The organism is Blautia wexlerae (assembly GCF_013300825.1).
GTDB lineage: Bacteria > Bacillota > Clostridia > Lachnospirales > Lachnospiraceae > Blautia_A > Blautia_A wexlerae_B.
Genome location: NZ_JAAIMY010000007.1, coordinates 95,258 through 118,375 on the forward strand (window position 1 = coordinate 95,258; position 23,118 = coordinate 118,375).

The 23,118-nt window shown below is 39.7% G+C and carries 26 protein-coding genes; 23 read left to right on the forward strand and 3 right to left on the reverse strand.

What is annotated here, in order from left to right; genetic code table 11:
* Positions 1–53 precede the first annotated feature (53 nt).
* The 11 genes from G4417_RS05790 (at position 54) to rsfS (ending at position 8,711) form a co-directional block, all read left to right on the forward strand.
* Positions 54–1,925 (forward strand): TIGR03960 family B12-binding radical SAM protein, encoded by a 1,872-nt coding sequence (locus tag G4417_RS05790; RefSeq protein ID WP_173682937.1) that lies wholly within the window; start codon positions 54–56, stop codon positions 1,923–1,925.
* Positions 1,909–2,616, forward strand: a complete 708-nt coding sequence (locus G4417_RS05795; RefSeq protein WP_118566058.1) for a TIGR03936 family radical SAM-associated protein — start codon at positions 1,909–1,911, stop codon at positions 2,614–2,616. Before G4417_RS05790 ends, G4417_RS05795 begins: the two co-directional genes overlap by 17 nt.
* A complete protein-coding gene (locus G4417_RS05800; protein ID WP_330598179.1) occupies positions 2,600–3,829 on the forward strand; it encodes a ribonuclease E/G in 1,230 nt (409 codons plus the stop codon). The genes G4417_RS05795 and G4417_RS05800 overlap by 17 nt, the downstream gene beginning before the upstream one ends.
* Before the next feature lie 263 nt (positions 3,830–4,092).
* Entirely contained in the window at positions 4,093–4,398 is a 306-nt protein-coding gene (gene rplU / locus G4417_RS05805) for a 50S ribosomal protein L21 (RefSeq protein WP_020993901.1), read from the forward strand.
* A gap of 12 nt (positions 4,399–4,410) precedes the next feature.
* Positions 4,411–4,731: a ribosomal-processing cysteine protease Prp gene (locus tag G4417_RS05810; RefSeq protein ID WP_118566057.1), complete on the forward strand. Its 321-nt coding sequence runs from the start codon at positions 4,411–4,413 to the stop codon at positions 4,729–4,731.
* A gap of 4 nt (positions 4,732–4,735) precedes the next feature.
* Positions 4,736–5,023, forward strand: a complete 288-nt coding sequence (gene rpmA, locus G4417_RS05815; RefSeq protein ID WP_008703124.1) for a 50S ribosomal protein L27 — start codon at positions 4,736–4,738, stop codon at positions 5,021–5,023.
* Positions 5,024–5,259: 236 nt separating this feature from the next.
* Positions 5,260–6,555: a GTPase ObgE gene (gene obgE, locus G4417_RS05820; protein ID WP_020993902.1), complete on the forward strand. Its 1,296-nt coding sequence runs from the start codon at positions 5,260–5,262 to the stop codon at positions 6,553–6,555.
* An 82-nt stretch (positions 6,556–6,637) separates the two neighbouring features.
* Complete coding sequence (gene yhbY, locus G4417_RS05825; protein ID WP_008703127.1) at positions 6,638–6,934, forward strand: ribosome assembly RNA-binding protein YhbY; 297 nt, start codon at positions 6,638–6,640, stop codon at positions 6,932–6,934.
* 13 nt (positions 6,935–6,947) lie between these two features.
* Positions 6,948–7,583, forward strand: coding sequence for a nicotinate-nucleotide adenylyltransferase (gene nadD / locus G4417_RS05830; protein WP_118409229.1), 636 nt, complete (start codon positions 6,948–6,950; stop codon positions 7,581–7,583).
* Positions 7,584–7,590: 7 nt separating this feature from the next.
* A complete protein-coding gene (gene yqeK, locus G4417_RS05835) occupies positions 7,591–8,181 on the forward strand; it encodes a bis(5'-nucleosyl)-tetraphosphatase (symmetrical) YqeK (protein ID WP_173682938.1) in 591 nt (196 codons plus the stop codon).
* Between the two features lie 170 nt (positions 8,182–8,351).
* On the forward strand, positions 8,352–8,711 hold the full coding sequence (rsfS, locus tag G4417_RS05840) for a ribosome silencing factor (protein ID WP_118330926.1): 360 nt from the start codon (positions 8,352–8,354) through the stop codon (positions 8,709–8,711).
* Positions 8,712–8,906: 195 nt separating this feature from the next.
* On the opposite strand, the gene lexA is transcribed toward rsfS, so the two are convergent.
* A complete protein-coding gene (lexA, locus tag G4417_RS05845) occupies positions 8,907–9,527 on the reverse strand; it encodes a transcriptional repressor LexA (protein WP_173682939.1) in 621 nt (206 codons plus the stop codon).
* A gap of 304 nt (positions 9,528–9,831) precedes the next feature.
* On the opposite strand from lexA, the gene G4417_RS05850 reads away from it, so the two are divergent.
* The 12 genes from G4417_RS05850 to G4417_RS05905 all read left to right on the forward strand — a co-directional run bounded on the left by G4417_RS05850 (position 9,832) and on the right by G4417_RS05905 (position 22,014).
* Positions 9,832–11,283 carry an HlyD family efflux transporter periplasmic adaptor subunit gene (locus G4417_RS05850; RefSeq protein ID WP_243268865.1) on the forward strand — a complete coding sequence of 484 codons (1,452 nt, stop codon included), beginning with the start codon at positions 9,832–9,834 and terminating at the stop codon, positions 11,281–11,283.
* A gap of 15 nt (positions 11,284–11,298) precedes the next feature.
* Entirely contained in the window at positions 11,299–12,000 is a 702-nt protein-coding gene (locus G4417_RS05855) for a YggS family pyridoxal phosphate-dependent enzyme (RefSeq protein WP_173682940.1), read from the forward strand.
* A 19-nt stretch (positions 12,001–12,019) separates the two neighbouring features.
* Positions 12,020–12,679, forward strand: a complete 660-nt coding sequence (locus tag G4417_RS05860) for a cell division protein SepF (RefSeq protein ID WP_173682941.1) — start codon at positions 12,020–12,022, stop codon at positions 12,677–12,679.
* 6 nt (positions 12,680–12,685) lie between these two features.
* A complete protein-coding gene (locus G4417_RS05865; protein ID WP_173682942.1) occupies positions 12,686–13,438 on the forward strand; it encodes an RNA-binding protein in 753 nt (250 codons plus the stop codon).
* A 27-nt stretch (positions 13,439–13,465) separates the two neighbouring features.
* Complete coding sequence (gene aroB / locus G4417_RS05870) at positions 13,466–14,557, forward strand: 3-dehydroquinate synthase (RefSeq protein WP_173682943.1); 1,092 nt, start codon at positions 13,466–13,468, stop codon at positions 14,555–14,557.
* Positions 14,554–15,078: a signal peptidase II gene (lspA, locus tag G4417_RS05875; RefSeq protein WP_173682944.1), complete on the forward strand. Its 525-nt coding sequence runs from the start codon at positions 14,554–14,556 to the stop codon at positions 15,076–15,078. The genes aroB and lspA overlap by 4 nt, the downstream gene beginning before the upstream one ends.
* Before the next feature lie 4 nt (positions 15,079–15,082).
* The gene (locus tag G4417_RS05880; protein WP_173682945.1) at positions 15,083–15,997 is read left to right on the forward strand and encodes an RluA family pseudouridine synthase; all 915 of its coding nucleotides are present in this window, start codon (positions 15,083–15,085) and stop codon (positions 15,995–15,997) included.
* A gap of 66 nt (positions 15,998–16,063) precedes the next feature.
* Positions 16,064–16,702 (forward strand): AAA family ATPase, encoded by a 639-nt coding sequence (locus G4417_RS05885; RefSeq protein ID WP_173682946.1) that lies wholly within the window; start codon positions 16,064–16,066, stop codon positions 16,700–16,702.
* Positions 16,703–16,947: 245 nt separating this feature from the next.
* Positions 16,948–18,405 (forward strand): AI-2E family transporter, encoded by a 1,458-nt coding sequence (locus G4417_RS05890; RefSeq protein WP_173682947.1) that lies wholly within the window; start codon positions 16,948–16,950, stop codon positions 18,403–18,405.
* Positions 18,406–18,514: 109 nt separating this feature from the next.
* On the forward strand, positions 18,515–20,068 hold the full coding sequence (locus G4417_RS05895; RefSeq protein ID WP_173682948.1) for a peptidoglycan DD-metalloendopeptidase family protein: 1,554 nt from the start codon (positions 18,515–18,517) through the stop codon (positions 20,066–20,068).
* A 175-nt stretch (positions 20,069–20,243) separates the two neighbouring features.
* Positions 20,244–20,669 (forward strand): acyl-CoA thioesterase, encoded by a 426-nt coding sequence (locus tag G4417_RS05900; RefSeq protein ID WP_173682949.1) that lies wholly within the window; start codon positions 20,244–20,246, stop codon positions 20,667–20,669.
* Positions 20,670–20,931: 262 nt separating this feature from the next.
* Entirely contained in the window at positions 20,932–22,014 is a 1,083-nt protein-coding gene (locus G4417_RS05905) for a tyrosine-type recombinase/integrase (protein ID WP_173682950.1), read from the forward strand.
* Between the two features lie 160 nt (positions 22,015–22,174).
* On the opposite strand, the gene G4417_RS05910 is transcribed toward G4417_RS05905, so the two are convergent.
* On the reverse strand, positions 22,175–22,432 hold the full coding sequence (locus G4417_RS05910) for a hypothetical protein (protein ID WP_173682951.1): 258 nt from the start codon (positions 22,430–22,432) through the stop codon (positions 22,175–22,177).
* Positions 22,433–22,579: 147 nt separating this feature from the next.
* Positions 22,580–22,999, reverse strand: a complete 420-nt coding sequence (locus tag G4417_RS05915; RefSeq protein ID WP_173682952.1) for a twitching motility protein PilT — start codon at positions 22,997–22,999, stop codon at positions 22,580–22,582.
* Positions 23,000–23,118: the final 119 nt, after the last annotated feature.

Genomic DNA, 23,118 nt, shown 5'->3' on the forward strand with positions numbered 1-23,118 from the left:
GAATTTTCCCTGCTTAACACAATGTTGATACAATAACCTCTGAAAGGAATACTATGAGAACTCTAGCTTTAAGCGATGAAATTTTAATGAAAGTTGACAAGGCTGCCCGTTACATCGGTGGTGAAGTCAACTCTGTAATGAAAGATAAGAATGACGTAGATATCCGCTTTGCCATGTGCTTCCCGGATGTTTATGAGATCGGTATGTCCAATCTGGGCATGATGATCCTCTATAACATGTTCAATGAACGTGAGGATGTCTGGTGTGAGCGTGTCTTTTCTCCGTGGATGGATCTGGATAAGGTCATGCGTGAAGAGCACATTCCACTGTTTGCCCTGGAATCCCAGGAGCCTGTAAAGGAGTTTGATTTCCTTGGTATTACCCTTGGATATGAGATGTGCTATACCAATGTGCTTCAGGTACTTGACCTGAGCCATGTTTCACTTCTGGCAAAGGATCGTAAGGAAGATGACCCTATCGTCATCGGCGGCGGTGCATGTGCATATAATCCGGAACCGATCGCGGAATTTTTTGATATGTTTTATATTGGCGAGGGTGAGACTGTCTATGATGCTTTGTTTGATGCATATAAGGCAAACAAGGCAGCAGGCGGCTCCAGAGCAGACTTCCTGTTTTCAGCTTCCCAGATTCCCGGAATTTATGTTCCCTCTTTATACAATGTAACCTACAAAGAAGACGGCACCATTGCTTCCTTTACACCTGCAAAAGAGGGCGTACCTGAGAAAGTCTGTAAACAGCTGATCACCGATGTCACTAAAGACTACCGCGCGATCAAAGCTCCTGTAGTTCCATTTATTAAAGCTACTCAGGATCGTGTTACTCTGGAAATCCAGCGTGGCTGTATCCGCGGATGTCGTTTCTGTCAGGCAGGTATGATCTACCGTCCTACCAGAGAGCGCAATGTGGAGGATTTAAAGGCAAGTGCCAGAGAAATGCTTCAGAATACAGGACATGAGGAGATTTCCTTAAGTTCTCTAAGCTCCAGTGATTATTCTGAGCTGAAGGAACTGGTAAACTTCCTGATCGAAGAATTTCATGGCAATGCTGTCAATATATCTCTGCCATCCCTGCGTATCGATGCTTTTGCCCTGGATGTTATGAGCAAGGTACAGGATGTAAAGAAGAGCAGTCTTACTTTCGCACCGGAAGCAGGCTCCCAGCGTCTGCGTAATGTTATCAACAAAGGTCTGACTGAAGAGAATATTCTTCATGGTGCAGGTGAAGCATTCAAAGGTGGATGGAATCAGGTAAAGCTTTACTTCATGCTCGGACTTCCAACTGAAACAGAAGATGATATGAAAGGTATTGCTCATCTTGCTCAGAAAATTGCAGAAACTTATTATGAAGAAGTGCCGAAAGAAAAACGTAATGGCAAGGTTCAGGTCAATGTAAGTACCTCTTTCTTTGTACCGAAACCATTTACTCCATTCCAGTGGGCAGGTATGTACAGAGAGGAAGATTTCGTGGAGAAAGCAAAGGTCGTAAAAAGCGAGATCCGCGCACAGTTAAACCAGAGAAGTATCCGCTACAGCTGGCATGAGCCGGATGTAACGATTCTTGAAGGTTTCCTTGCAAGAGGTGACCGCCGCTGTTCAAAAGTTATCCTCAGAGCATATGAAAAAGGTACAATCTACGATGCCTGGTCAGAGAGTTTTGACTATAATATATGGAAAGAATCTTTTGCAGAAACCAACACAGATATTGATTTCTATACTCTCAGAGAACGTTCCACAGATGAGATCCTTCCATGGGATTTCATTGATGCAGGAGTGACCAAGAAGTTCCTGATCCATGAATGGGAACAGGCAAAGAAAGAAACTGTAACACCAAACTGCCGTCAGAAATGTTCCGGCTGTGGTGCTATGCGTTATGGCGGAGGTGTATGTTATGAAGGTAAGAATTAAATTCAGCAAAGAGGGTCCGGTTAAATTTGTGGGACATCTGGATACCATGCGTTATTTCCAGAAGGCCATCCGTAGAGCCAATCTTCCGGTTGCTTTTTCCGGTGGATACAGTCCGCATATGATCATGTCCTTTGCCGCACCATTAGGAGTTGGTACGGAAAGTCTGGGAGAGTACTTCGATCTGGAACTGGCAGAGACAGTTCCTACTTCAGAGATCACAAGACGTCTGGATGCAGTGATGGTAGAAGGGGTACATGTACTCAGTACCCGTCAGGTTGAGGACGGAAAGGCGGGTAAGGCAATGTCACTGGTGGCAGCAGCCGATTATTATGTAGAATTCCGTCCGGGAAAAGAGCCTGAAATTTCCTGGAAAGACAAAATCAGTGATTTCCTGGCGCAGCCGGAGATTAAGGTAATGAAAAAGACCAAACGAAGCGAAAAGGAAATAGATATTCGCCCGTTTATCTATAAAATGGAATTTCAGGGAGACAAGATCTTTATGATGCTTGCTTCCGCAAGTGCCAATTACACAAAACCGGAACTGGTAACAGATACATTCTTCTCATGGCTTGGCATAGAACTTCCGGAATTTGCTTATTCCATCAAACGTCTGGAAGTATACGCAGATAAAGGAACAGAGGAAGAACATAAATTTGTAACTCTGGAAGCACTGGGTGAAGAAGTTGAGTAAGCTGATTATTACCCAAATGAATATCCGGCAGATTCCATGCTATGTATGTGCGTATGAAGAAGACGGTAAAGTAATGGAACTGCGCTTCGAACCTGTTGGGGAGAAATCTTCTCTTGGAAACATTTATGTTGGACAGATAGAGAATATCGCTGCCAATATCGGTGCTGCATTCGTACAGATTTCTGCTGGAGAGAAATGCTACCTGCAGCTTTCCGATGCTCCAAATGCGATTTATGCTTCTGTAAAAAAAGGTGACCGCCCATTAAAGGCAGGAGATGAAATCCTTGTGCAGATCAGCCGGGAAGCAATGAAGGGAAAACTACCGGCTGTAACCACGAATCTAAATTTTACAGGCAAATATCTGGTTCTTACAACCGGCGATAAGAAATTTGGTCTGTCTTCCAAACTTTCCAATGATGACAGAAGCCGTATCAGTAAGTGGATGGAAGCAGAAGTTAACCGTCCGGATAAAGAGTTTGGTATCATCGTTCGTACAAATGCAGCAGATGCATCAAAAGAAGAAATACTGAAAGAACTGGAATATCTGAAGGGCCTGTATCATAAGGCTGCTGTAGACGGAAGATCCCGTACCTGTTTCAGCTGCGTATACAGAACAGAACCTTTTTATATCTCCGCAGTACGCGACACCAACAGTCGGAACCTGGAAGAAATCATAACAGATATTCCGGAGATTTCCTGGCAGATTTCTGACTACCTTAACAGTAACAGCCCGGAGGAAAAAGAGAAGCTGCGGTTTTATGATGATAAACTTCTCCCTCTTTACAAACTTCATCGCCTGGAAACTGTCTTAGAAGAGATACAGCATGAGAAAGTCTGGCTGAACAGTGGCGGATTTCTGGTGATCCAGCAGACAGAAGCCTTCGTATCCATTGATGTAAACAGCGGAAAGTTTACAGGCAAAAAGAAAATGCAGGAAACTTACCGAAAAATCAATCTGGAAGCAGCCAAAGAGATTGCCAGACAGTTACGTCTCAGAAATCTGTCCGGAATTATTCTGATTGACTTTATTAATATGGAAAATCCGGATCATCAGGATGAACTGTTCCATGTCCTGCAGAAATATTTGCGCAAAGATCCGGTGAAGGCAAAGGCAGTGGACATCACTCCACTGCATATCCTGGAACTTACCAGAAAGAAAGTACGAAAACCGGTGATTGAGGAAATCAGAGAATTGCAGTTTACCATAATATAGTTATGTGAACTATAGTAATCCTCTACGCTATTTATCTGTAACTGAATAACTGCTCTGCAGTTTGTATATCCTGACGGATACCGGATTGAAATTGTACCTGTAAAATAAAAGCAAAAAAAATCCCAAAGAAATTCACAAAAAATAAAAAAACTTATTGACAAATCGAATTTTGTCCGCTATTATAAATGAGATGCCGCACAGAGAGGTACAAGCACCGAAAGGTCACCATATCTGGCGAGTAAAGATTATAGGAGGTGCCACAGATGTACGCAATTATTGCAACAGGTGGTAAACAGTACAAAGTTGCTGAAGGCGACGTAATCAGAGTTGAGAAACTCGGTGTTGAAGCTGGTGAAACTGTTACTTTTGATAATGTTATTGCAGTAAGCAATGACGGATTAAAAGCTGGTGAAGATGTAAAAGATGCCAGTGTTACCGCTACTGTAGTTGAGAACGGTAAAGCAAAAAAAGTTATCGTTTACAAATACAAGAGAAAAACTGGATATCACAAGAAAAACGGTCACAGACAGCAGTACACTAAAGTAAAAATCGAAAAGATTAACGGTTAATCTGGTGTCATTATGATTACAATTACAGTTAAGAAGAGAAATGGAAATTATCTGGAATTTGTTTCGAAAGGTCACGCCGGATATGCAGAGAAAGGACAGGATATTGTCTGTGCTGCTGTTTCTGTACTGGTGATCAATACTGTGAATTCTCTTGATGCATTCACAGATGATCAGTTTGAAGTACAGCAAGATGACGGTTATGTATCTTTTCATTTTACGGCTCCGGTTACTGAGAGGGGAAAACTTCTCATGGATTCGCTGATTCTCGGATTAACAGAAATTGAACATAGTTATAACAATCGATATTTGACAGTAAAAGTCAAGGAGGTGTAACAACATGATGAAAATGAACCTTCAGTTATTCGCACATAAAAAAGGAGTTGGTTCTACAAAGAACGGTCGTGATTCCGAATCCAAGAGATTAGGTGCGAAGAGAGCAGACGGACAGTTTGTTAAAGCTGGAAATATTCTTTACAGACAGCGCGGAACTAAGATCCATGCTGGTGAGAACGTAGGTTGCGGTAAAGATTATACTTTATTCGCACTGAAAGATGGTGTCGTAAGATTTACCAGAAAAGGACGCGATAAGAAACAGGTTTCTATCGTTCCAGTAGAAGCAGAATAATCTGGTTAAGCGGAAGGCTTCAAATCTAATATGGGTTTGGAGCCTTTCTTTTATAGTAGAATTGCTATAGATTAAAAGAGTTATATGATATAAAAGAAACCATAGCAATCCTTGTAAATAATGCATATTGATTCGACTCATCAGAGTGTGAAATCCTGCTGAACGGTCTCAAATGCATTAATTTAAGAAGATTACTATTACGAAATAATCATTAGTAAAGGACAGAGGTGTGTCATATGTTTGCAGACAGAGCGAAAATCTATATCCGCTCCGGTAAAGGCGGCGACGGCCATGTAAGTTTCCGCAGAGAATTATATGTTCCGAATGGCGGTCCTGACGGCGGCGACGGCGGTCGTGGAGGAGACGTGATATTTGAGGTAGATGAAGGCCAGAACACCCTTGGCGACTACCGACACAGAAGAAAATATAAAGCAGAAGACGGACAGGAAGGCGGCAAAAAACGCTGCCATGGTGCCGATGGAAAAGATGTTGTATTAAAAGTTCCGGAAGGAACCGTTATCATGGATGCAGAATCCGGTAAAGTAATCGCTGATATGTCCGGCGAAAATAAACGCCAGATCGTATTAAGAGGTGGAAGAGGCGGAAAAGGAAACCAGCATTATGCAACTGCAACCATGCAGGTTCCGAAATATGCACAGCCAGGACAGCCTGCACAGGAACTGGAAGTTCTCCTGGAGCTGAAAGTAATCGCAGACGTAGGTCTTGTTGGATTCCCGAATGTCGGAAAGTCCACATTTCTTTCCCGTGTCACCAACGCACAGCCAAAAATCGCCAACTATCACTTCACAACCCTGAGCCCAAATCTTGGTGTTGTAGATACTGAAAATGGTGGTTTTGTGATCGCTGATATTCCAGGTCTGATCGAAGGTGCTTCCGAAGGTGTGGGACTTGGACATGAGTTCCTCCGCCACATTGAACGTACCAGAGTCATTATCCACATTGTGGATGCAGCATCTACAGAGGGACGTGACCCGATCGATGATATTTACAAGATTAATAAAGAGCTGGAAGCTTATAATCCGGAAATTGCTGCAAGACCACAGGTAATCGCAGCAAATAAAATCGACTGTATCTATACAGAAGACGGCGAAGAGAGCCCGATTGACAAACTTAAGGCAGAATTTGAGCCAAAAGGAATCCAGGTATATCCGATTTCCGCTGTCAGCGGTCAGGGTGTCAGAGAACTTTTATTCCATGTGAAAGAACTTCTTGACAGCTGTCCACAGGAACCTGTAGTATTTGAACAGGAATTCTTCCCTGAAGATATGTTGATCGGAGAAAACCTTCCATATACAGTAGAGCAGAGTCCTGAAGATCCGACAATTTTTGTTGTCGAGGGACCGAAGATTGAAAAGATGCTTGGCTACACAAATCTTGATTCCGAAAAAGGTTTTGCATTCTTCCAGAAATTCCTGAAAGAGGGAGGCATCCTGGAAGAACTTGAGAAGGCAGGCATTCAGGAAGGCGATACTGTGCGTATGTACGGATTTGATTTTGATTACTATAAATAGTATAAATAGATTCAATAATGAAACAGATGTGGTAGGACGGATGATTCTGTCCGTTTGCAGAGAATAACAGAGGAAAATAAAAATGACAAGTAAACAGAGAGCTTATTTAAAAGGTCTTGCAATGACAATGGATCCAATCCTTCAGCTTGGAAAGGGTGGTCTTACTCCTGAGAACACAGCCGCAGTAGATGAGGCGCTTGCAGCCAGAGAACTGATCAAGATCAGTGTTCTTCAGAACTGTCTGGAGGATCCGCGCCAGATGGCTGAGGTTCTGGCAGAACGTACACGTTCCCAGATCGTACAGGTTATCGGCAAGAAAATTGTTTTATACCGCGAAGGCAAAAACGAAAAGAAAAAAATTGAATTACCCAGAAAATAATACGGAGTTTTTTATGGCTGACATCAAACACAGAATTGGTATTATGGGCGGTACTTTTGATCCCATCCACATGGGGCATCTGATTCTGGGAGAGAAAGCATACGAACAGTTCCGACTGGAAAAGGTACTGTTCATGCCTTCCGGAAATCCGCCTCACAAGAGAAACCGTCAGGGACGTGCCACAGATGAAGAAAGAGTTGAAATGGTCCGCAGGGCGATTACCGGAAATCCTCACTTTGAACTGTCGCTGACTGAAATGCATGAAAATGGTTATACTTACACTTATCATACGCTGGAAATGCTAAAAGAGAAGAATCCGGATACTGATTATTATTTTATAATCGGCGCAGACTCCCTGTATGACTTTGATACATGGCGTGAACCGGAAAGAATCTGCAAAAACTGCATTCTGGTAACTGCTGTAAGAAATCATTCCACAATTGCAGAGCTCGAAGCAGAAATGAACCGTCTTTCGCTTAAATATAATGGCACATTTCTGACACTGAATACCACAAACCTTGATGTATCCAGCGAAATGCTCAGAAACTGGATCAGCGAAGATAAAAGTGTGCGTTACTATATTCCTGATCCGGTGATTGAATATATCAGAGAAAACCAGATTTACAGTCTGGCCGAAAAGAAAGGATGATCTTCCAATGGCAGAGTATGATTTTATAAAAATGCAGAAAAAATTAGCAAAATATCTGGATGAGGATCGTTATGAACATACGCTGGGGGTTATGTTTACATGTGCAGCACTTGCCATGGTTCATGACTGTGATCTGATCACAGCCCAGACTGCCGGACTGCTCCATGACTGTGCAAAATGTATTCCAAACAAAAAGAAGCTGAAAATGTGCAGCCAGCATCACATTCCGGTATCTGAATTCGAACAGGAACATCCTTTTTTACTTCATGCCAAGCTTGGAGCTTACGTAGCTAAGGCTAAGTATGATGTTACAGATGAAAATATTCTTTCTGCCATCACCTGGCATACTACCGGAAAGCCGGAGATGACACTGTTGGAAAAAATCGTCTATATTGCTGATTATATTGAACCAAAACGTGATAAAGCTCCTAATCTTGCAATTGTACGTAAACTGGCTTTTCAGGATCTTGACGAATGTATGTATAAGATTTTGGCTGATACACTGGCTTATCTGGAGGAAAATCCGAAAGATATTGATAATGCTACGAAAGATGCCTTCTTGTATTACAGGGATCTACATATGAAAAGAGAGTCCTGAGTATAAATTGTCTCGAATAGCAGAGTTTTACATATAGGGGACAGCACAACAGAGAAAACAGATTGCTGATATAAATATTTATTCAGAGAAGATATGTAGCTATTCAATAGTCTGTTGGTCATGAAGATATTGAACAGTTACAAAAGCAGATAGAAAGAGAGGATGTTTCCATGAATAGAGAACTTGAAATGGCAAAACTTGCCTGCCATGCACTTGATGAAAAAAAAGGAAAAGATATTAAGGTGATAGATATCCATGAAGTATCTGTAATTGCCGATTATTTTGTAATTGCAAGTGCTTCCAACCAGAATCAGGTTCAGGCTATGGTTGACAATGTAGATGAAACACTTGGCAGAGCCGGATTTGAAGCAAAACAGATTGAGGGAACCAGAAACTCCAGCTGGGTTCTTATGGATTACGGCGATATGATCGTCCACGTATTTGACGAAGAGAACCGTCTTTTCTATGACCTCGAAAGAATCTGGAGAGATGGAAAGGTTCTTGACGTTAACGAATTTCTTGAAAAATAAATAAAAGGATCTACAGCTATTTCAAGCTTAGAGAATTTGTAAAATAATACAGAGGAAATCAGATATTACCATCAAAAGATACCTGATTTCCTCTGTTATTTCAGTGATATTTTCTATACTGCTACTCTATACAATCTGTCATTTTATATACTGATACTGTGCAGCAAATTCACGTATTGTCTTGTATCAGTTACATTATTCATACAAACGGAACACGCCAAATACTTTGCCAAGAATCTGCAGCCCTTCATGTACAAGGATTGGCTCCATGGTATCATTTTCCGGCTGAAGACGATAGTATCCTTTTTCTTTGTGGAAAGTCTTAACCGTAGCGCTATCATCGATCAGCGCAACAACAATATCTCCATCCTCTGCTGTAGACTGCTGTTTTACCAGAACCTGATCTCCGTCAAAAATTCCTGCATTTACCATACTTTCCCCTTTTACTTTCAGCAGAAAACTTTGTGCATTAGGCATAAATTCTGCAGGAATAGGAAAATAGCCTTCAATATTCTCAACTGCCAGAAGTGGCTGTCCGGCTGCCACAGTTCCTATAATAGGAACGTTCACAACTTCTCTGCGGACCAGGTTAAAATTATCATCAATAATCTCAATCGCACGGGGTTTCGTCGCATCTCTGCGGATATATCCATTCTTCTCCAATGCTTCCAGATGAGAATGAACGGAAGAAGTAGATTTCAGGTTGACAGCCTCGCAGATCTCACGGACCGCCGGCGGAAATCCCCGGTTTAAAATCTCGTTCTTTATGTAATCAAGGATCTCCTGCTGTTTCGGAGTGATTCTTCCATATGGCATAATTTATACCTCCCTTTTTGAGTTTTTTCTGTTCGTACATTTTTCATGACTGTTCAGCTGTCTGTTATACTATGAAGTACTGAACAGTTCCTTATTAATTATTTTTATCATATCATAATTTCCGTCAAAAAGCAAACTTATATTCTGAAAATGTGTTCTTGCTTACACGTTTACTGTGAATTCTTTATGAATAAACTTGTTTTTAACTGTGCAAAGTGTTACAATATTTTGGAAAATGATGTAACTGCAAGGCTGCTGAACAGTTACAAAATGATTATTAAGCATACAAAAAGGAGACATCCCATTGTCTGATAATAAATCAAAAAAAATGCCGGGAATCCTGGCAAGGCTTCGCATGGTCGTAGGTCTGAATATCGGAACGATCATGTTTGGTATCCTATTCATCTACATGGCATTCAGTGCTATATTATATTTTACAACTACTCGTATTGAGTCCTATCAGGTTACATCAGGACCTTTATCCCGCAATGAAACATATACCGGTCTTGCCATACGTGAAGAAAGCCTGTGCAAAGCAGATTCGTCAGGCTATATTACTTACTATGCAAGAGAGGGCAGTAAGATCAATGCTTCCGGAAACGTATATGGGCTCAGTGATACACAAACAGCTTCCACGCCTGCTTCCCTTACCCCTGAAGAACTTTCAAAAGTCCGGACGGATATGATGAGTTTTTCCAAAGGATTCAGTTCAAGCAAATTTAACAGCACCTACAGTTTTAAATATGAACTTAAAGGAAATATCCTTCAATATGCAGAATCAGGAAACAGTTCCTCTGCTCCTCTTACTTCAGATGAAAACACAACTGATGATAACAGCAGTAACGACACCAAAACCACCGACACTTATCCCGGAAATCAAACCATATGCCAGTCCAGGTCTGATGGTATCATTCTGTATTCCATGGATAATTATGAAGGAAAGACTGTTGATACTGTGAAAGCAGAAGATTTTGACCAGAATTCCTACCACGAAACAGATTTAAAAACATCAGGCAAGGTAAAAGCCGGAGATAATATTTATACTATTATTACAGATGAACGCTGGAGTATCCTGATTCCGTTAAGCGACAGACAGGTTGAGAAGCTAAAAGACCGTTCTACAATCCGTGTCAAATTTCTAAAAGATGATATGACACAGACCGGAGATTTTTCCATTATCACCATAGAGGGCAATAAATATGGACAGATTGATTTCAACAAGGGTCTGATCCGTTATGCATCTGACCGTTTTCTGGATATCGAGCTTGTAACTAACACTGTTGTAGGTCTTAAAATCCCTCTTACCTCTATCGTAACTAAGGATTTTTATGTCATCCCATCCAGAATGGCAACCACACAAAATAACCAGACAGGTTTCAGTCTTTCTGAAGGAAAAAATAAGACAACCTTTAAAAGTGTAAGCATTTATGCAAGTATTGACGACACGTCTGTCTCCAAACTGACAGCGGAAGGATCACAACAGCCCCAGATTTATTATGTTGATAAGAGTGCATTTAAGGAAGGAGATGCCCTTATCAACACTGATACCGGTGAAAAATATGTGATTGGAGAAACAGATACCCTGGAGGGAGTTTACTGTATTAACAAAGGCTATGCGGTTTTTCGCCGTATTGAGATACTTGATCAGAATGAAGAATATGCCATCGTATCAAAAAAAACCACCTATGGCCTGTCAAGATACGATCATATTGTTCGAAATGCTGATAAAGTAAAAGAAGAAGACATTTTATACTAATTAAGGAGGCTTAATATGTTAGTTGATAAACTAAACCTTGTAAAAAAGAACATCGGGGAAGCCTGCAATATTGCCGGACGTTCTCCCAAAGAGGTAACTCTTATTGCAGTCAGTAAGACCAAACCAGTGGAAATGCTGAAAGAAGCATATGACGCAGGAGCAAGAGTGTTTGGAGAAAATAAGGTTCAGGAAATCATAGATAAATATGACCAGATGCCATCTGATGTACAGTGGCACATGATCGGACATTTACAGAGAAACAAAGTGAAATATATCATCGATAAAGTAGCGATGATACACTCTGTCGATTCCGTCCGTCTGGCAGAAACCATCGAAAAAGAAGCAGCAAAAAAAGATATCTGCATGCCTGTTTTAATTGAAGTAAATGTAGCAGGAGAAGAAAGTAAGTTTGGCCTTTCAGCCGAAGAGGTATTACCATTCTTGGAAGAAATTTCTTCTTATGAGCATATTCGGGTAATGGGGCTGATGACAATTGCACCATTTGTAGCAAATCCTGAAGAAAACAGAGAAGTTTTTCAAAAATTAAAGAAATTAAGTGTTGACATTGCAGCCAAAAACATTAATAATGTTAATATGAGCGTCCTGAGTATGGGAATGACAAATGATTATCAGGTCGCAGTTGAGGAAGGGGCCACTATGGTGCGCGTAGGAACGGGTATCTTTGGCGAAAGAGATTACTCAATAAAAGAAGATTAAAATAAGATTGGAGATTAAAATGGGCGTTTTAGATAAATTTTTAGATGCCATCAAATTAAACGATGATTACGATGATGATGGATTCTTAGATGATGATCTGTTAGATGAGGAAGATGATGAGGACTTTCTTGATGACGATTTCAACGAGAAACCAAAGAAGAAATTTTTCGACAAATTCTCTAAGAAAAAAGAATTTGATGATAATGATGATTTTGATGACGCAGAAGAGAAAGCAGTTAAGGCAGCTCCGAAACAGACATCTGCTCCAAAACAGACCGCTTCGGCTCCGTCTAAGGTTACGGTTAAACAGGAACGCGCCGAACGCCAGACACGTCCTGCAGCATCTTCCAAGATTACTCCAATGAGAAGCAGCCGCAAATCAAATCAGGGTCCCAATATGGAAGTGTGTGTGATCAAACCATCTTCTATGGAAGATACACGTGAGATTGCTGACACTTTAGTAGATAATTCTACTGTTATTTTAAATCTGGAGGGAATTGATGTGGAACTGGCACAGAGAATCATCGATTTCACATCCGGTGCATGCTATTCTTTAGGCGGTAGCCTTCAGAAAGTATCCAGCTATATCTTTGTACTTGGACCGTACAATGTGGATATTACCGGTGACCTTCAGAATATTCTGGGAGGCTCTGCTCCGTCTGTAAGAGCAGGATATTGATCCCGGATGGAGAAAGACGAATTTTTTCTTAAGAGAATCCGGGAATTGGCAAATCTCTCCTGGCAGAGAGATATCGTTACATTTTCGGATTTTCTTAATTTAAATGAACAGAATATGGTCAGTAGCCTGAAACATCAGTTTCCCCAGATCGTCATGGAGACATCCGGAGGCTATGAGAATGCGGAGCGTCAGATGGTTGCATTTCATCCTGATGCTCTTGCTTTTACATGGGAATATCCCATCGACTGCCTGAAGATCGAACCAAAAGCTCTTAAATTCTCTGAAGAGCTTTCTCATCGTGACTATCTCGGTGCGCTTCTCAATCTTGGAGTGGACAGAAGTGTGATCGGTGATATTGTTGTTCAGAAAAAAACGGCCTGGTTTTTCTGCCAGAGTAAAATGACGGAATTCTTTCTTGAGAATCTGTGCCGCGTCCGTCATACCAATATTCTGATCACAAAAGTGGAGAATTCTGATGAATTTCCACGCCCTGCCCTTGAATCTGTCAGCGGCACCTGCGCTTCGGTACGTCTGGATTCATTGATCTCGCTTGCTTTTAAGACATCCAGAAGCAGTATGGTATCTTATATTGAAGGCGGGCAGGTTTTTGTCAACGGAAAACTGATCACCAGCAACGGATATGAACCGAAAGAGGGTGATATCATATCTGTACGTGGAAAAGGACGATTCATTTTTGACGGTGTTTCTCACCAGACAAAAAAAGGACGCTGCAGTGTGCGCATTTTGCGCTATGTGTAAATTTTGTAATAAAAGGAGAACAGGAAAATGGCAGAACAGAAATTACTTGTAAAACGGGAAGGAGATTTCCATTATCCTATTTATTTTAAAAATGACTTTCAGGATCTTGCCGGCGCGATCAGAGAAGAAGGACTGGAAAACCGGAAAATCTGTATTGTGACAGACAGTCATGTTGCACCTCTTTATCATGATGCAGTTAAATCAGCTCTTCAGAAAATTTCCTCTGAAGTATTCTCTTTTGTATTTGAAGCTGGTGAAAAGAACAAAAACCTGAATACAGTACAGGAATTATATAAAACTTTGATTGAAAATGAAATGGACAGAAAAGGTCTGCTGGTTGCGCTGGGTGGCGGTGTTGTAGGTGATCTGACCGGTTTCGGAGCTTCCACTTACCTGAGAGGGATTGATTTTATCCAGGTTCCTACTACGCTTCTGGCACAGGTTGACAGTAGCGTAGGAGGTAAAACAGGTGTTGACTTCCTTCAGTACAAAAACATGGTAGGAGCTTTCCATCAGCCGCGTCTTGTATATATGAATATGAGTACCCTGCAATCTCTTCCGGACCGGGAATTCACCTGTGGAATGGGTGAAATTCTTAAGACAGGACTGATCTGCGATGAAGAGTTCTTCCGTTTTGTATGTAAAAATCAGCCTGAAATCAGCAAACTGGATTTGAGTATGCTTTCCAGAATGATCCGAAGATGCTGTGAGATCAAGGCAGGTGTGGTAGAGCGTGATCCGAAGGAGCAGGGAGAACGTGCACTTTTAAATCTTGGTCACACAATCGGACATGCAGTCGAAAAACTAAAAGACTTTCAGCTGCTTCATGGACAGTGTGTTGGAGTTGGTCTGATCGCTGCTGCCTATCTTTCCATGATGAGAGGATTACTGACCAAAGAAGAATATGAAGAGATCAGAAAAGGATGCCATTCTTACAACCTTCCTCTTTCTGTTAATTCACTGAATGCGGGAGATGTCCTGGCAGCAACAAAAAAAGACAAAAAAATGGAGGCCGGTCATATTAAATTTATCCTTATGAACGGAATCGGTAAAAGTTTTATAGACAAAACTGTCACAGATGAGGAATTGCTTCAGGCAATCCGGGAGATTCTGATATGACAGCCACTTCTTCCGGGTCTTCATGTATGCACTGGGTCAAAGGCTGTATTATTATCCTTTTGCTGACACTGTTAGATCAGGGAAGCAAATCACTTGTTCTGATTCGCTTAAAAGGTCAGCCTGATATCTCTCTCATTCCCGGTGTTCTTCAATTACGGTATCTCGAAAATCGTGGGATGGCCTTTGGATTGTTTGAAGGTAAAATTCCGGTGTTTGTGATTTTGTGCCTTTTGTTTTTTGGTGTATTTATCTATGTATATGCCAGAATCCCGAAAAACAGATATTATCTGCCGCTGTCAGTAACTGCGCTGGTAATGGTTTCCGGTGCTCTTGGAAACTTTATTGACAGAGTATGCAGAGGCTATGTTGTGGATTTTATCTACTTTTCACTGATTGATTTTCCGGTATTTAATATAGCGGATATGTATGTGGTATGCAGTGGTATATTACTTGTCATACTGGTGTGTTTCAGATACAAAAATGATGAAGATTATAACTTCTTAAGAATAAAAAAGGATTAGTATTATGGAAATTCTTAATTATCAGGTTTCTGACGGTCAGTCCGGTATCCGGATTGACCGCTATCTTTCTGAAAAAAACGAAGAACTGTCACGTTCTTATATTCAAAAGCTGCTTAAAGAGCAGGAAGTAATGGTTAATGGTTTTGCTGTAAAAGCCAACTACAAGGTCCAGGAAGGAGATGAGATCTCTGTAATGGTTCCTGACATGAAAGAACCGGACATACTTCCGGAAGATATCCCTCTGAATATTCTTTATGAAGATGATGATGTACTTATCGTAAATAAGCCAAAGGGAATGGTGGTTCATCCCAGCGCCGGACATACTTCCGGAACACTGGTAAATGCTATTATGTTTCATTGTAAGGATAATCTGTCGGGAATCAATGGTGTCCTGCGTCCTGGTATCGTCCACAGAATCGATAAGGATACCACAGGTGCACTTCTTATATGTAAGAATGATAATGCACACCGCAATCTGGCAGAACAGTTAAAAGAACATTCTATCAGGCGCAGATACCGTGCAATCGTAGCAGGCGTACTGAAAGATGATGAAGGCACGATTGAAGGCCCAATCGGGCGTCATCCGGTTGACCGTAAAAAAATGGCTGTCAATTACAAAAACGGCAAGGATGCTGTCACACATTATAAAGTTCTGGAACGTTTCAAAAATGCCACTTATGTGGAATGCCGTCTGGAAACAGGCAGAACGCATCAGATTCGTGTGCATATGACAAGTATCGGCCATCCACTGCTGGGCGATGAAGTGTACGGTTCCGGTAAAAATCCTTATCATCTGCAGGGACAGACACTTCATGCAATGATCCTTGGCTTTGTTCATCCATCAACGGGCGAATATATGGAGTTTACAGCTCCTTTACCTGAATATTTTGTTAAATTATTAGAAAGATTACGAAAATAGTTTGCATTTTTTTTGAAATATTGTATAATATTTCTATCTAATACGTAATAGAAGGGAGTGCAGATTATGAACAGTACAAGTTCAATTATTACAATTGGTCGTCAATACGGTAGTGGCGGAAGACAGATAGGTCAGGAAGTTGCCAAATATTTCGGTATTAAATGTTATGATAAAGAGCTTCTCGAACATGCAGCAAATGAAAGTGGAATCTGCAAAGAACTTTTTGAGAATCATGATGAAAAGCCAACCAACAGCTTTTTATATTCACTGGTAATGGATACCTACTCATTTGGCTATTCTTCTTCAGGATTTACAGATATGCCTATGAACCACAAAGTATTTCTTGCACAGTTTGACGCAATCAAGAAACTGGCCTCTGAAGGTCCCTGCGTCATGGTCGGAAGATGTGCAGATTACGCACTGGCAGAGTATAAAGACTGTTTCAGTGTATTTGTACATGCAGATACAGACTGGAGGATTAACCGTCTTTCCCAGAAACATAATAAAACTGCCAAAGAAGCAAAAGACATGATCAATAAGACAGACAAGAGCCGTTCCAGTTACTATAATTACTACACTAATAAGAAATGGGGAGCTGCTTCAAGCTACAATCTCTGCGTAGACAGCAGCAAACTTGGAATTGATGGTGCAGCAAAAGCAATCATTCAGGCAATTGAGATTTTTGATTCCATAAAAAATAAATAGGATTATATTTTTACAGATACTTTACCACATCCTTGGTAAAGTATCTGTTTTTTGGATGAATTTATAACAGTCTTTTCAATTCATTCCAGATTGCCTGCGGCAATGGAATTTTGGCTTGTATGCCTCGGGATAGTGGTGTATGAACAGTAACAAGACTGCTATAATTTTTTTTAATATATATTAAATTTTCATGACATTTGTCAAAATATATGCTATAATCATACCATGTTAAAAAGGAGGACATTATGAAATTTCGTTGGGACAACCGATATTTACACTGGGGTGTAACCGCTTTTCTGGTAATTGCCGCCAGTATGCTGTTTTATTATGGCATATTTCACATGAAAACCCTGATCGTGGGAATCAAAACTTTTCTGGGAATTATGGCGCCTATTATCTATGGTGTAATCCTTGCTTATATTCTCAGTCCGCTGATCAATCTCTTTGAGCAGAAGCTGATCTATCCGCAGCTGGAAAAGCATAATATTAAGTTACAGAAAAAAGGAAAACGGGCTATTCGATGGGGATGTGTCCTTTTTTCCATGTTCCTGTTCTGGATTATCATTTACGCATTACTGATGATGGTGCTTCCTCAGTTGATCCGAAGTATCATGAGTATTATTTACAGTTTTCCGTACTATGTAAAAGTTATTGAAAAGTGGCTCAATTCATTTGTTGAGCATGGATGGAAACTGAATCCTGAAATGCTCGATATGATCAACCAGTATTCTGTAAAAGCACAGGAGTATCTTACTACCGATATTCTTCCGCAGATGCAGGATATGCTCAAAAATGTTTCAGCAGGTATTTTTGATATCCTGATCTTTATGAAGAATTTTCTGATCGGTGCCATTGTAGCTTTGTATGTACTTGCAGACAAAGAGAAATTTGTTGCCAAAAGCAAAATGATGGTATATGCCATATTGCCTCATAAATGGGCAAATATGCTTATACGCGTTATGCGTTTTACAGACAAGACTTTTGGCAGTTTCATATACGGAAAACTTCTGGATTCTGCTATTATTGGAGTTTTGTGTTATTTTGGAATGTTGCTTTTGGATTTGCCGTATCCAATTCTTATCAGTGTAATTATCGGTGTGACAAATGTCATTCCGTTTTTTGGTCCTTACATCGGAGCCATTCCATGTATTTTGCTTATTTTAGTAGTAGATCCTATAAAAGGTCTGTATTTTGCAATTTTTATCCTGCTTCTTCAGCAGTTTGATGGAAATATCCTTGGTCCGAAAATTCTCGGAGAATCTACCGGACTTTCCAGTTTTATGGTTATTGTTGCCATCATGATCGGGGGCGGTCTCTTTGGGGTTCCGGGAATGATTGCAGGAGTTCCTGTATTTGCCGTACTTTATGCTCTGATCTGGAGACTGATCAATCATTCTCTTAATGACAAAAAAATGCCGGCAGAAGAGGAGACATATATAAATATTGACTGTCTGGATGAACAGACAGGTGAAGTACTTCCTCTTTGCAAGGAAGAAAAACACAAGGTTTCACCGGAAGAACTGGAAGCAAGAAAAAACAATTTCTTTATGAAAATATGGAATCCTCTTTCCAGGCTTGTCATAACCGTATGGAAATATCTTTTAAGGATTTTACATGTGATATGGGAATACGTCAAAAAAGCAGGGATGTTTCTGAAGAACAGATATGTTGAATTAAAGAATAAGCGTGAGCAAAATAAGTAAACTGCAACTTATAGCAATCCTCTAAAATAATGCATCTTAATCCAGCTATAGCTTACAGAAAAGGCATAACTGTTCCCGATCTTCACAACTACAAAAACAGGAGTGTATTATGAAGAAAAAAAAGTTATATCTAACAATTTTTCTTTTAGTCCTGGCACTGGCTCTTCAGAGTGAAATCTTTTCCGTTTTCTCTGTCTCAGTCCAGGCTGCAACAGCTTCCAAAAAGCAGACAGGATTTGTGAAAAAAAACGGAAGCTGGTATTATTACGATAAAAACGGAAAAAAAGCTACCGGCTGGTACAAAAGTGCTGCAGGAAATAAATACTATTTCGGAAAGACAGGGGCTGCAAAAGCCGGAATCCTGACCATCAGCGGAAAAAAATACTGCTTTAATGAAAAAGGAAAGATGCTTACTGCCTGGCAGACAGTAAATAGAAAAACTTATTTCTTTGATGAAAAAAAAGGATATATGCATACCGGCTGGGTCACCACAGCTGCCGGAAACAGATACTACTTCTGGAATGACGGAGTAATACGCCCCGGTCTTCATAAGGTCAATAATGTGTATTACTGTTTTAATAAAAAGGGAAAGATGTATAAAAACTGTTTCTATAAAAACGGAGATTCCACCTATTATCTTCAGGCGAAAGGTACTATGGCCAAAGGTCGTCTGAAGATAAAGGGAATCTGGTATTCCTTTCACAGAACTACCGGGGAACTGGTCAGAAGTGGATGGTATAAGGAAACAGATGGTTCTTATTACTATGCGGCTTCCAGCGGCAAGCTTGTGAAAGGTTTCTACAAACCGGATTCCTATTACCGGTATTTCCGGGAGTCAGACTGCAAACTACTTACAGGCTGGCAGACAATCAACGGCAATAAATACTATTTCAAAAAGTCAAATGGTATCCGTTATGATGATGTTATCCTGAAATCGTCTTCCGGAAAAAAGTATTATTTCGAATCCGATGGAAAGCTTGCCTGCAGCAAATGGATCATTAAAAATAATGCCTATTATTATGCGCAATCTGACGGCATACTGGCCTTTGGATGGCTGACAGTAAATGGAAGAAAATATTATATGGATCCGTCCACAGGTGAACGAAAAACCGGATGGATTTCCGTAGACGGAGAGAAGTATTATCTTAATACTTCCACAGGTGTTCTGGCTGTAAATCAGTGGATTGATGATGATAATTATGTTGGGGAAAACGGCGTGCTTATTCCCGGTTATAATAATAATATTTCTTTCAGATGGCCTTTAAATTCCAGTTACTCTTACATAAGCAGCTATTTTGGCAACCGGGAATCACCTGGTGGAATTGGTTCCACCAATCATAAGGGAATTGATATTCCTGCACCTACAGGCACACCCATCTATGCGGCAGCTTCCGGAACCATTGTTGCCATGCTTTCACCATCAGCATCAGGCGGTGCCGGATATTATACAAAAATCAATCATGATGGAAAGGGACTTATCACAGAATATATGCACCAGTCTAAATTTAACCCGAATCTGAGCGCAGGAGATAAGGTCAAAAAAGGTGATATCATCGGATATGTAGGAAGCACCGGAAACAGTACTGGTCCCCATCTTCATTTTGGAGTTATGGTAAACGGAGTAAATCAAAACCCTCTGAACTATGTGAAGAAGCCTTCATAAAGTCAGGCGGATAAAATCATCCGCTTCGCTACGCAGTTCTACGCCGAATAACTGCTTTTGTTAATGTTACTGTTCATTTTGTCTGTCCTTGGCAATATATTTCGTGGGATATTATAAATGAACAGTATTTTATGGAATTGCTATAATTTTTACTGAAAAGGATATATGATATACTATGAAAGAAGAATCGGAAAAAATATACACTTATTATAGAAAAGCTCAATACCATGAAACAGACCAGATGGGCATTATTCATCACTCTAATTATGTGAAATGGATGGAAGAGGCCAGAATCGGTTATATGGACCAGATGGGATTCGCCTATAAGAAAGTAGAAGAAATGGAAGTGATTTCCCCAGTTGTGGAAATTTCAGTTACATATAAGAAGCAGGTTTTCTTCGACGATGACATCCAGATCCGCGTCAGCATCAGGAAATATAACGGAATTTCTCTGGAATTTAATTATGAATTTTTTAATACAACCAGAAATGAAATCTGTACAGTTGCTTATTCCAGACATTGTTTCCTGAAAGATGGGAAACTGATTTCTGTCAAAAAGGAGCTTCCGGATTTGGATCGCATCATCACAGCTTATGTGTAATGTATGTTACATAAAGACTCTGTAGAATGAAAAACCACGAAAGTAGTGGTTTTTCATTCTATCTACATCTATACGACAAACGCGAGTTTTTCATATAGATGTAATATGTAGCTGCTTTTGTGCCGTAATATAATTTGATTATTGACAAAGGTATTTTTTTCAATTCATTATCAACTTTGAGATTTGAATATGTGTTTTAAATCTATATATAAATGAACAACTACAGAAAAATATACAAAAAATAATTTTTAAGGAGATTTTTATGGATAAATATATTGATTATTATAATGATAACAAGAAAGTCACTTACCACGAACAGACCGATATTTCAAATATTTTGAAGCTTCGTGCTGTTTTGAAAACACTGCCTGATTTTTGTAAGGATTATTTTCGTGCTATGGATCCGCTTACTACTACCAAGACACGCATTTCCTATGCGTATGATATCCGGATATTTTTTCAGTTTCTTCTGGATGAGAATCCTGCCTTTAAGGACTATTCCATGAAAGATTTTACTGTTGATGTGCTGGATCAGCTTAAAGCTATAGATATCGAGGAATATCAGGAATATCTTAAAGTGTATAAAAATGGCGATAAAACGGAAACCAACGGTGAACGTGGCCTGAAAAGAAAAATTTCTGCCTTAAGAAGTTTTTATGCATATTATTATAAACATGAATTTATCCAGACGAACCCAACTGTCCTTATAGATGTTCCTAAAACTCATGAAAAAAACATCATCCGTCTTGATGCTGATGAAGTTGCCATGTTATTGGATTATATAGAACATTGTGGCGATGAGCTTACCGGTCAGAAACGTGTTTATTATGAAAAAACAAAAGAACGCGATCTTGCTATTGTTACTCTCCTGCTCGGCACAGGAATACGTGTATCTGAATGTGTGGGACTTGACATTGAAGATGTTGATTTCAAAAATAATGGAATTAAAGTCACCCGAAAAGGTGGAAATGAAATGGTTGTATACTTTGGAAATGAGGTAGAAAAAGCTCTGAAAAAGTACTTGGAAGTTCGTAAGAATATTGTTCCTGTATCTGGTCATGAACACGCTCTCTTCTACTCTACCCAGCGAAAAAGAATTGGTATTCAGGCTGTTGAAAATCTGGTAAAAAAATATGCATGTGCCATCACGACCACCAAAAAAATCACACCACATAAGCTTCGCAGTACTTACGGTACTACTTTGTATCAGGAAACAGGTGATATTTACCTTGTAGCCGATGTATTAGGTCACAGAGATGTAAACACCACAAAGAAACATTATGCAGCCATGGATGATGCAAGACGCCGCAAAGCGGCTACAGCGGTACATTTACGCGAAGATTAAACCTGAATTATTCATGGAACAATATCTGACTTGATAATTGTTCCATGAAATTAAAAAATGATCCATGCAGTCATAACACTGTTCAATTTCTCCGTCAAAAGAGCGCACAGCAACATTTGCTAAAGAATAGGTTTTGTCAAATATTTCAAGATTTAACGTTTTATTTATCAAAATCAGTTTCAAATACGCCTTCCGGAGTACGCATTATCAGTAAACCGAGATTGAATTCATCATCCATTACAGTAATATGATATTCGAAAATAACATCATCTTCAAATTTAGAAAGTAAAACGTAAGAACCATTCTCTTTTCCCTCAATTTGGTCGCAGATATCTCCGTAAACCGTTTCACCGAAAATTGCTCTTGGATATCCTGCATCTTTAATTTTTTGCTCAATTATTCTGTATAATTCTTCCATTATCTTTCATCTCCTAATATTTATTGTTTCTCCATGATAACAGGTATGATTGCAAAATGCAATAAAAAGGATATCTGCTGAAAATATTTTAACAGGTATCCTTTTTATTTATGTTATGTAGTTTTTAGTATTAATAATAAAAGATGGTTATAAAGCTACACCGATCTTATCGTGGAGCATTTCAGGAATCTCTTCTTTGTCTAAAGATACGCTAATTACAAAAGTAACATTAAATTGTTTACCAATCTCATCTAACTGTCCCAGAGTGCCTGTAATGTCTTTATCTTCCAATTTTGCTACTTTAAGGAAACTGTCAAGATAAATCTGCTCAAGATCGTGATCCTGAGAAAGGATACCACAGATAAATCCTACAAATTCATCTGCATTCTTAATAGGGAATCCGGATACATCAATAAGACGTACTTTATTGTTGAGTTCATACATATGTTTTGTGCTCTTGTCTAAGTAGACAATACTTCCATTTGCCTCTTTTACTGCACCATTTACTTTATCTAACAGTACTTTTGTTTTGCCCTTGCCTTTCTTTCCTACAATCAGTTCAACCATGCTGTTTTCCTCCTTAGACACATATAATATTAATTTAGACTAAAAACTTTAATTAATATGTTTTATATTATAGTGCATATTATTCAAAAACACAAGTGGTATTTACATTTTTTTGTGAA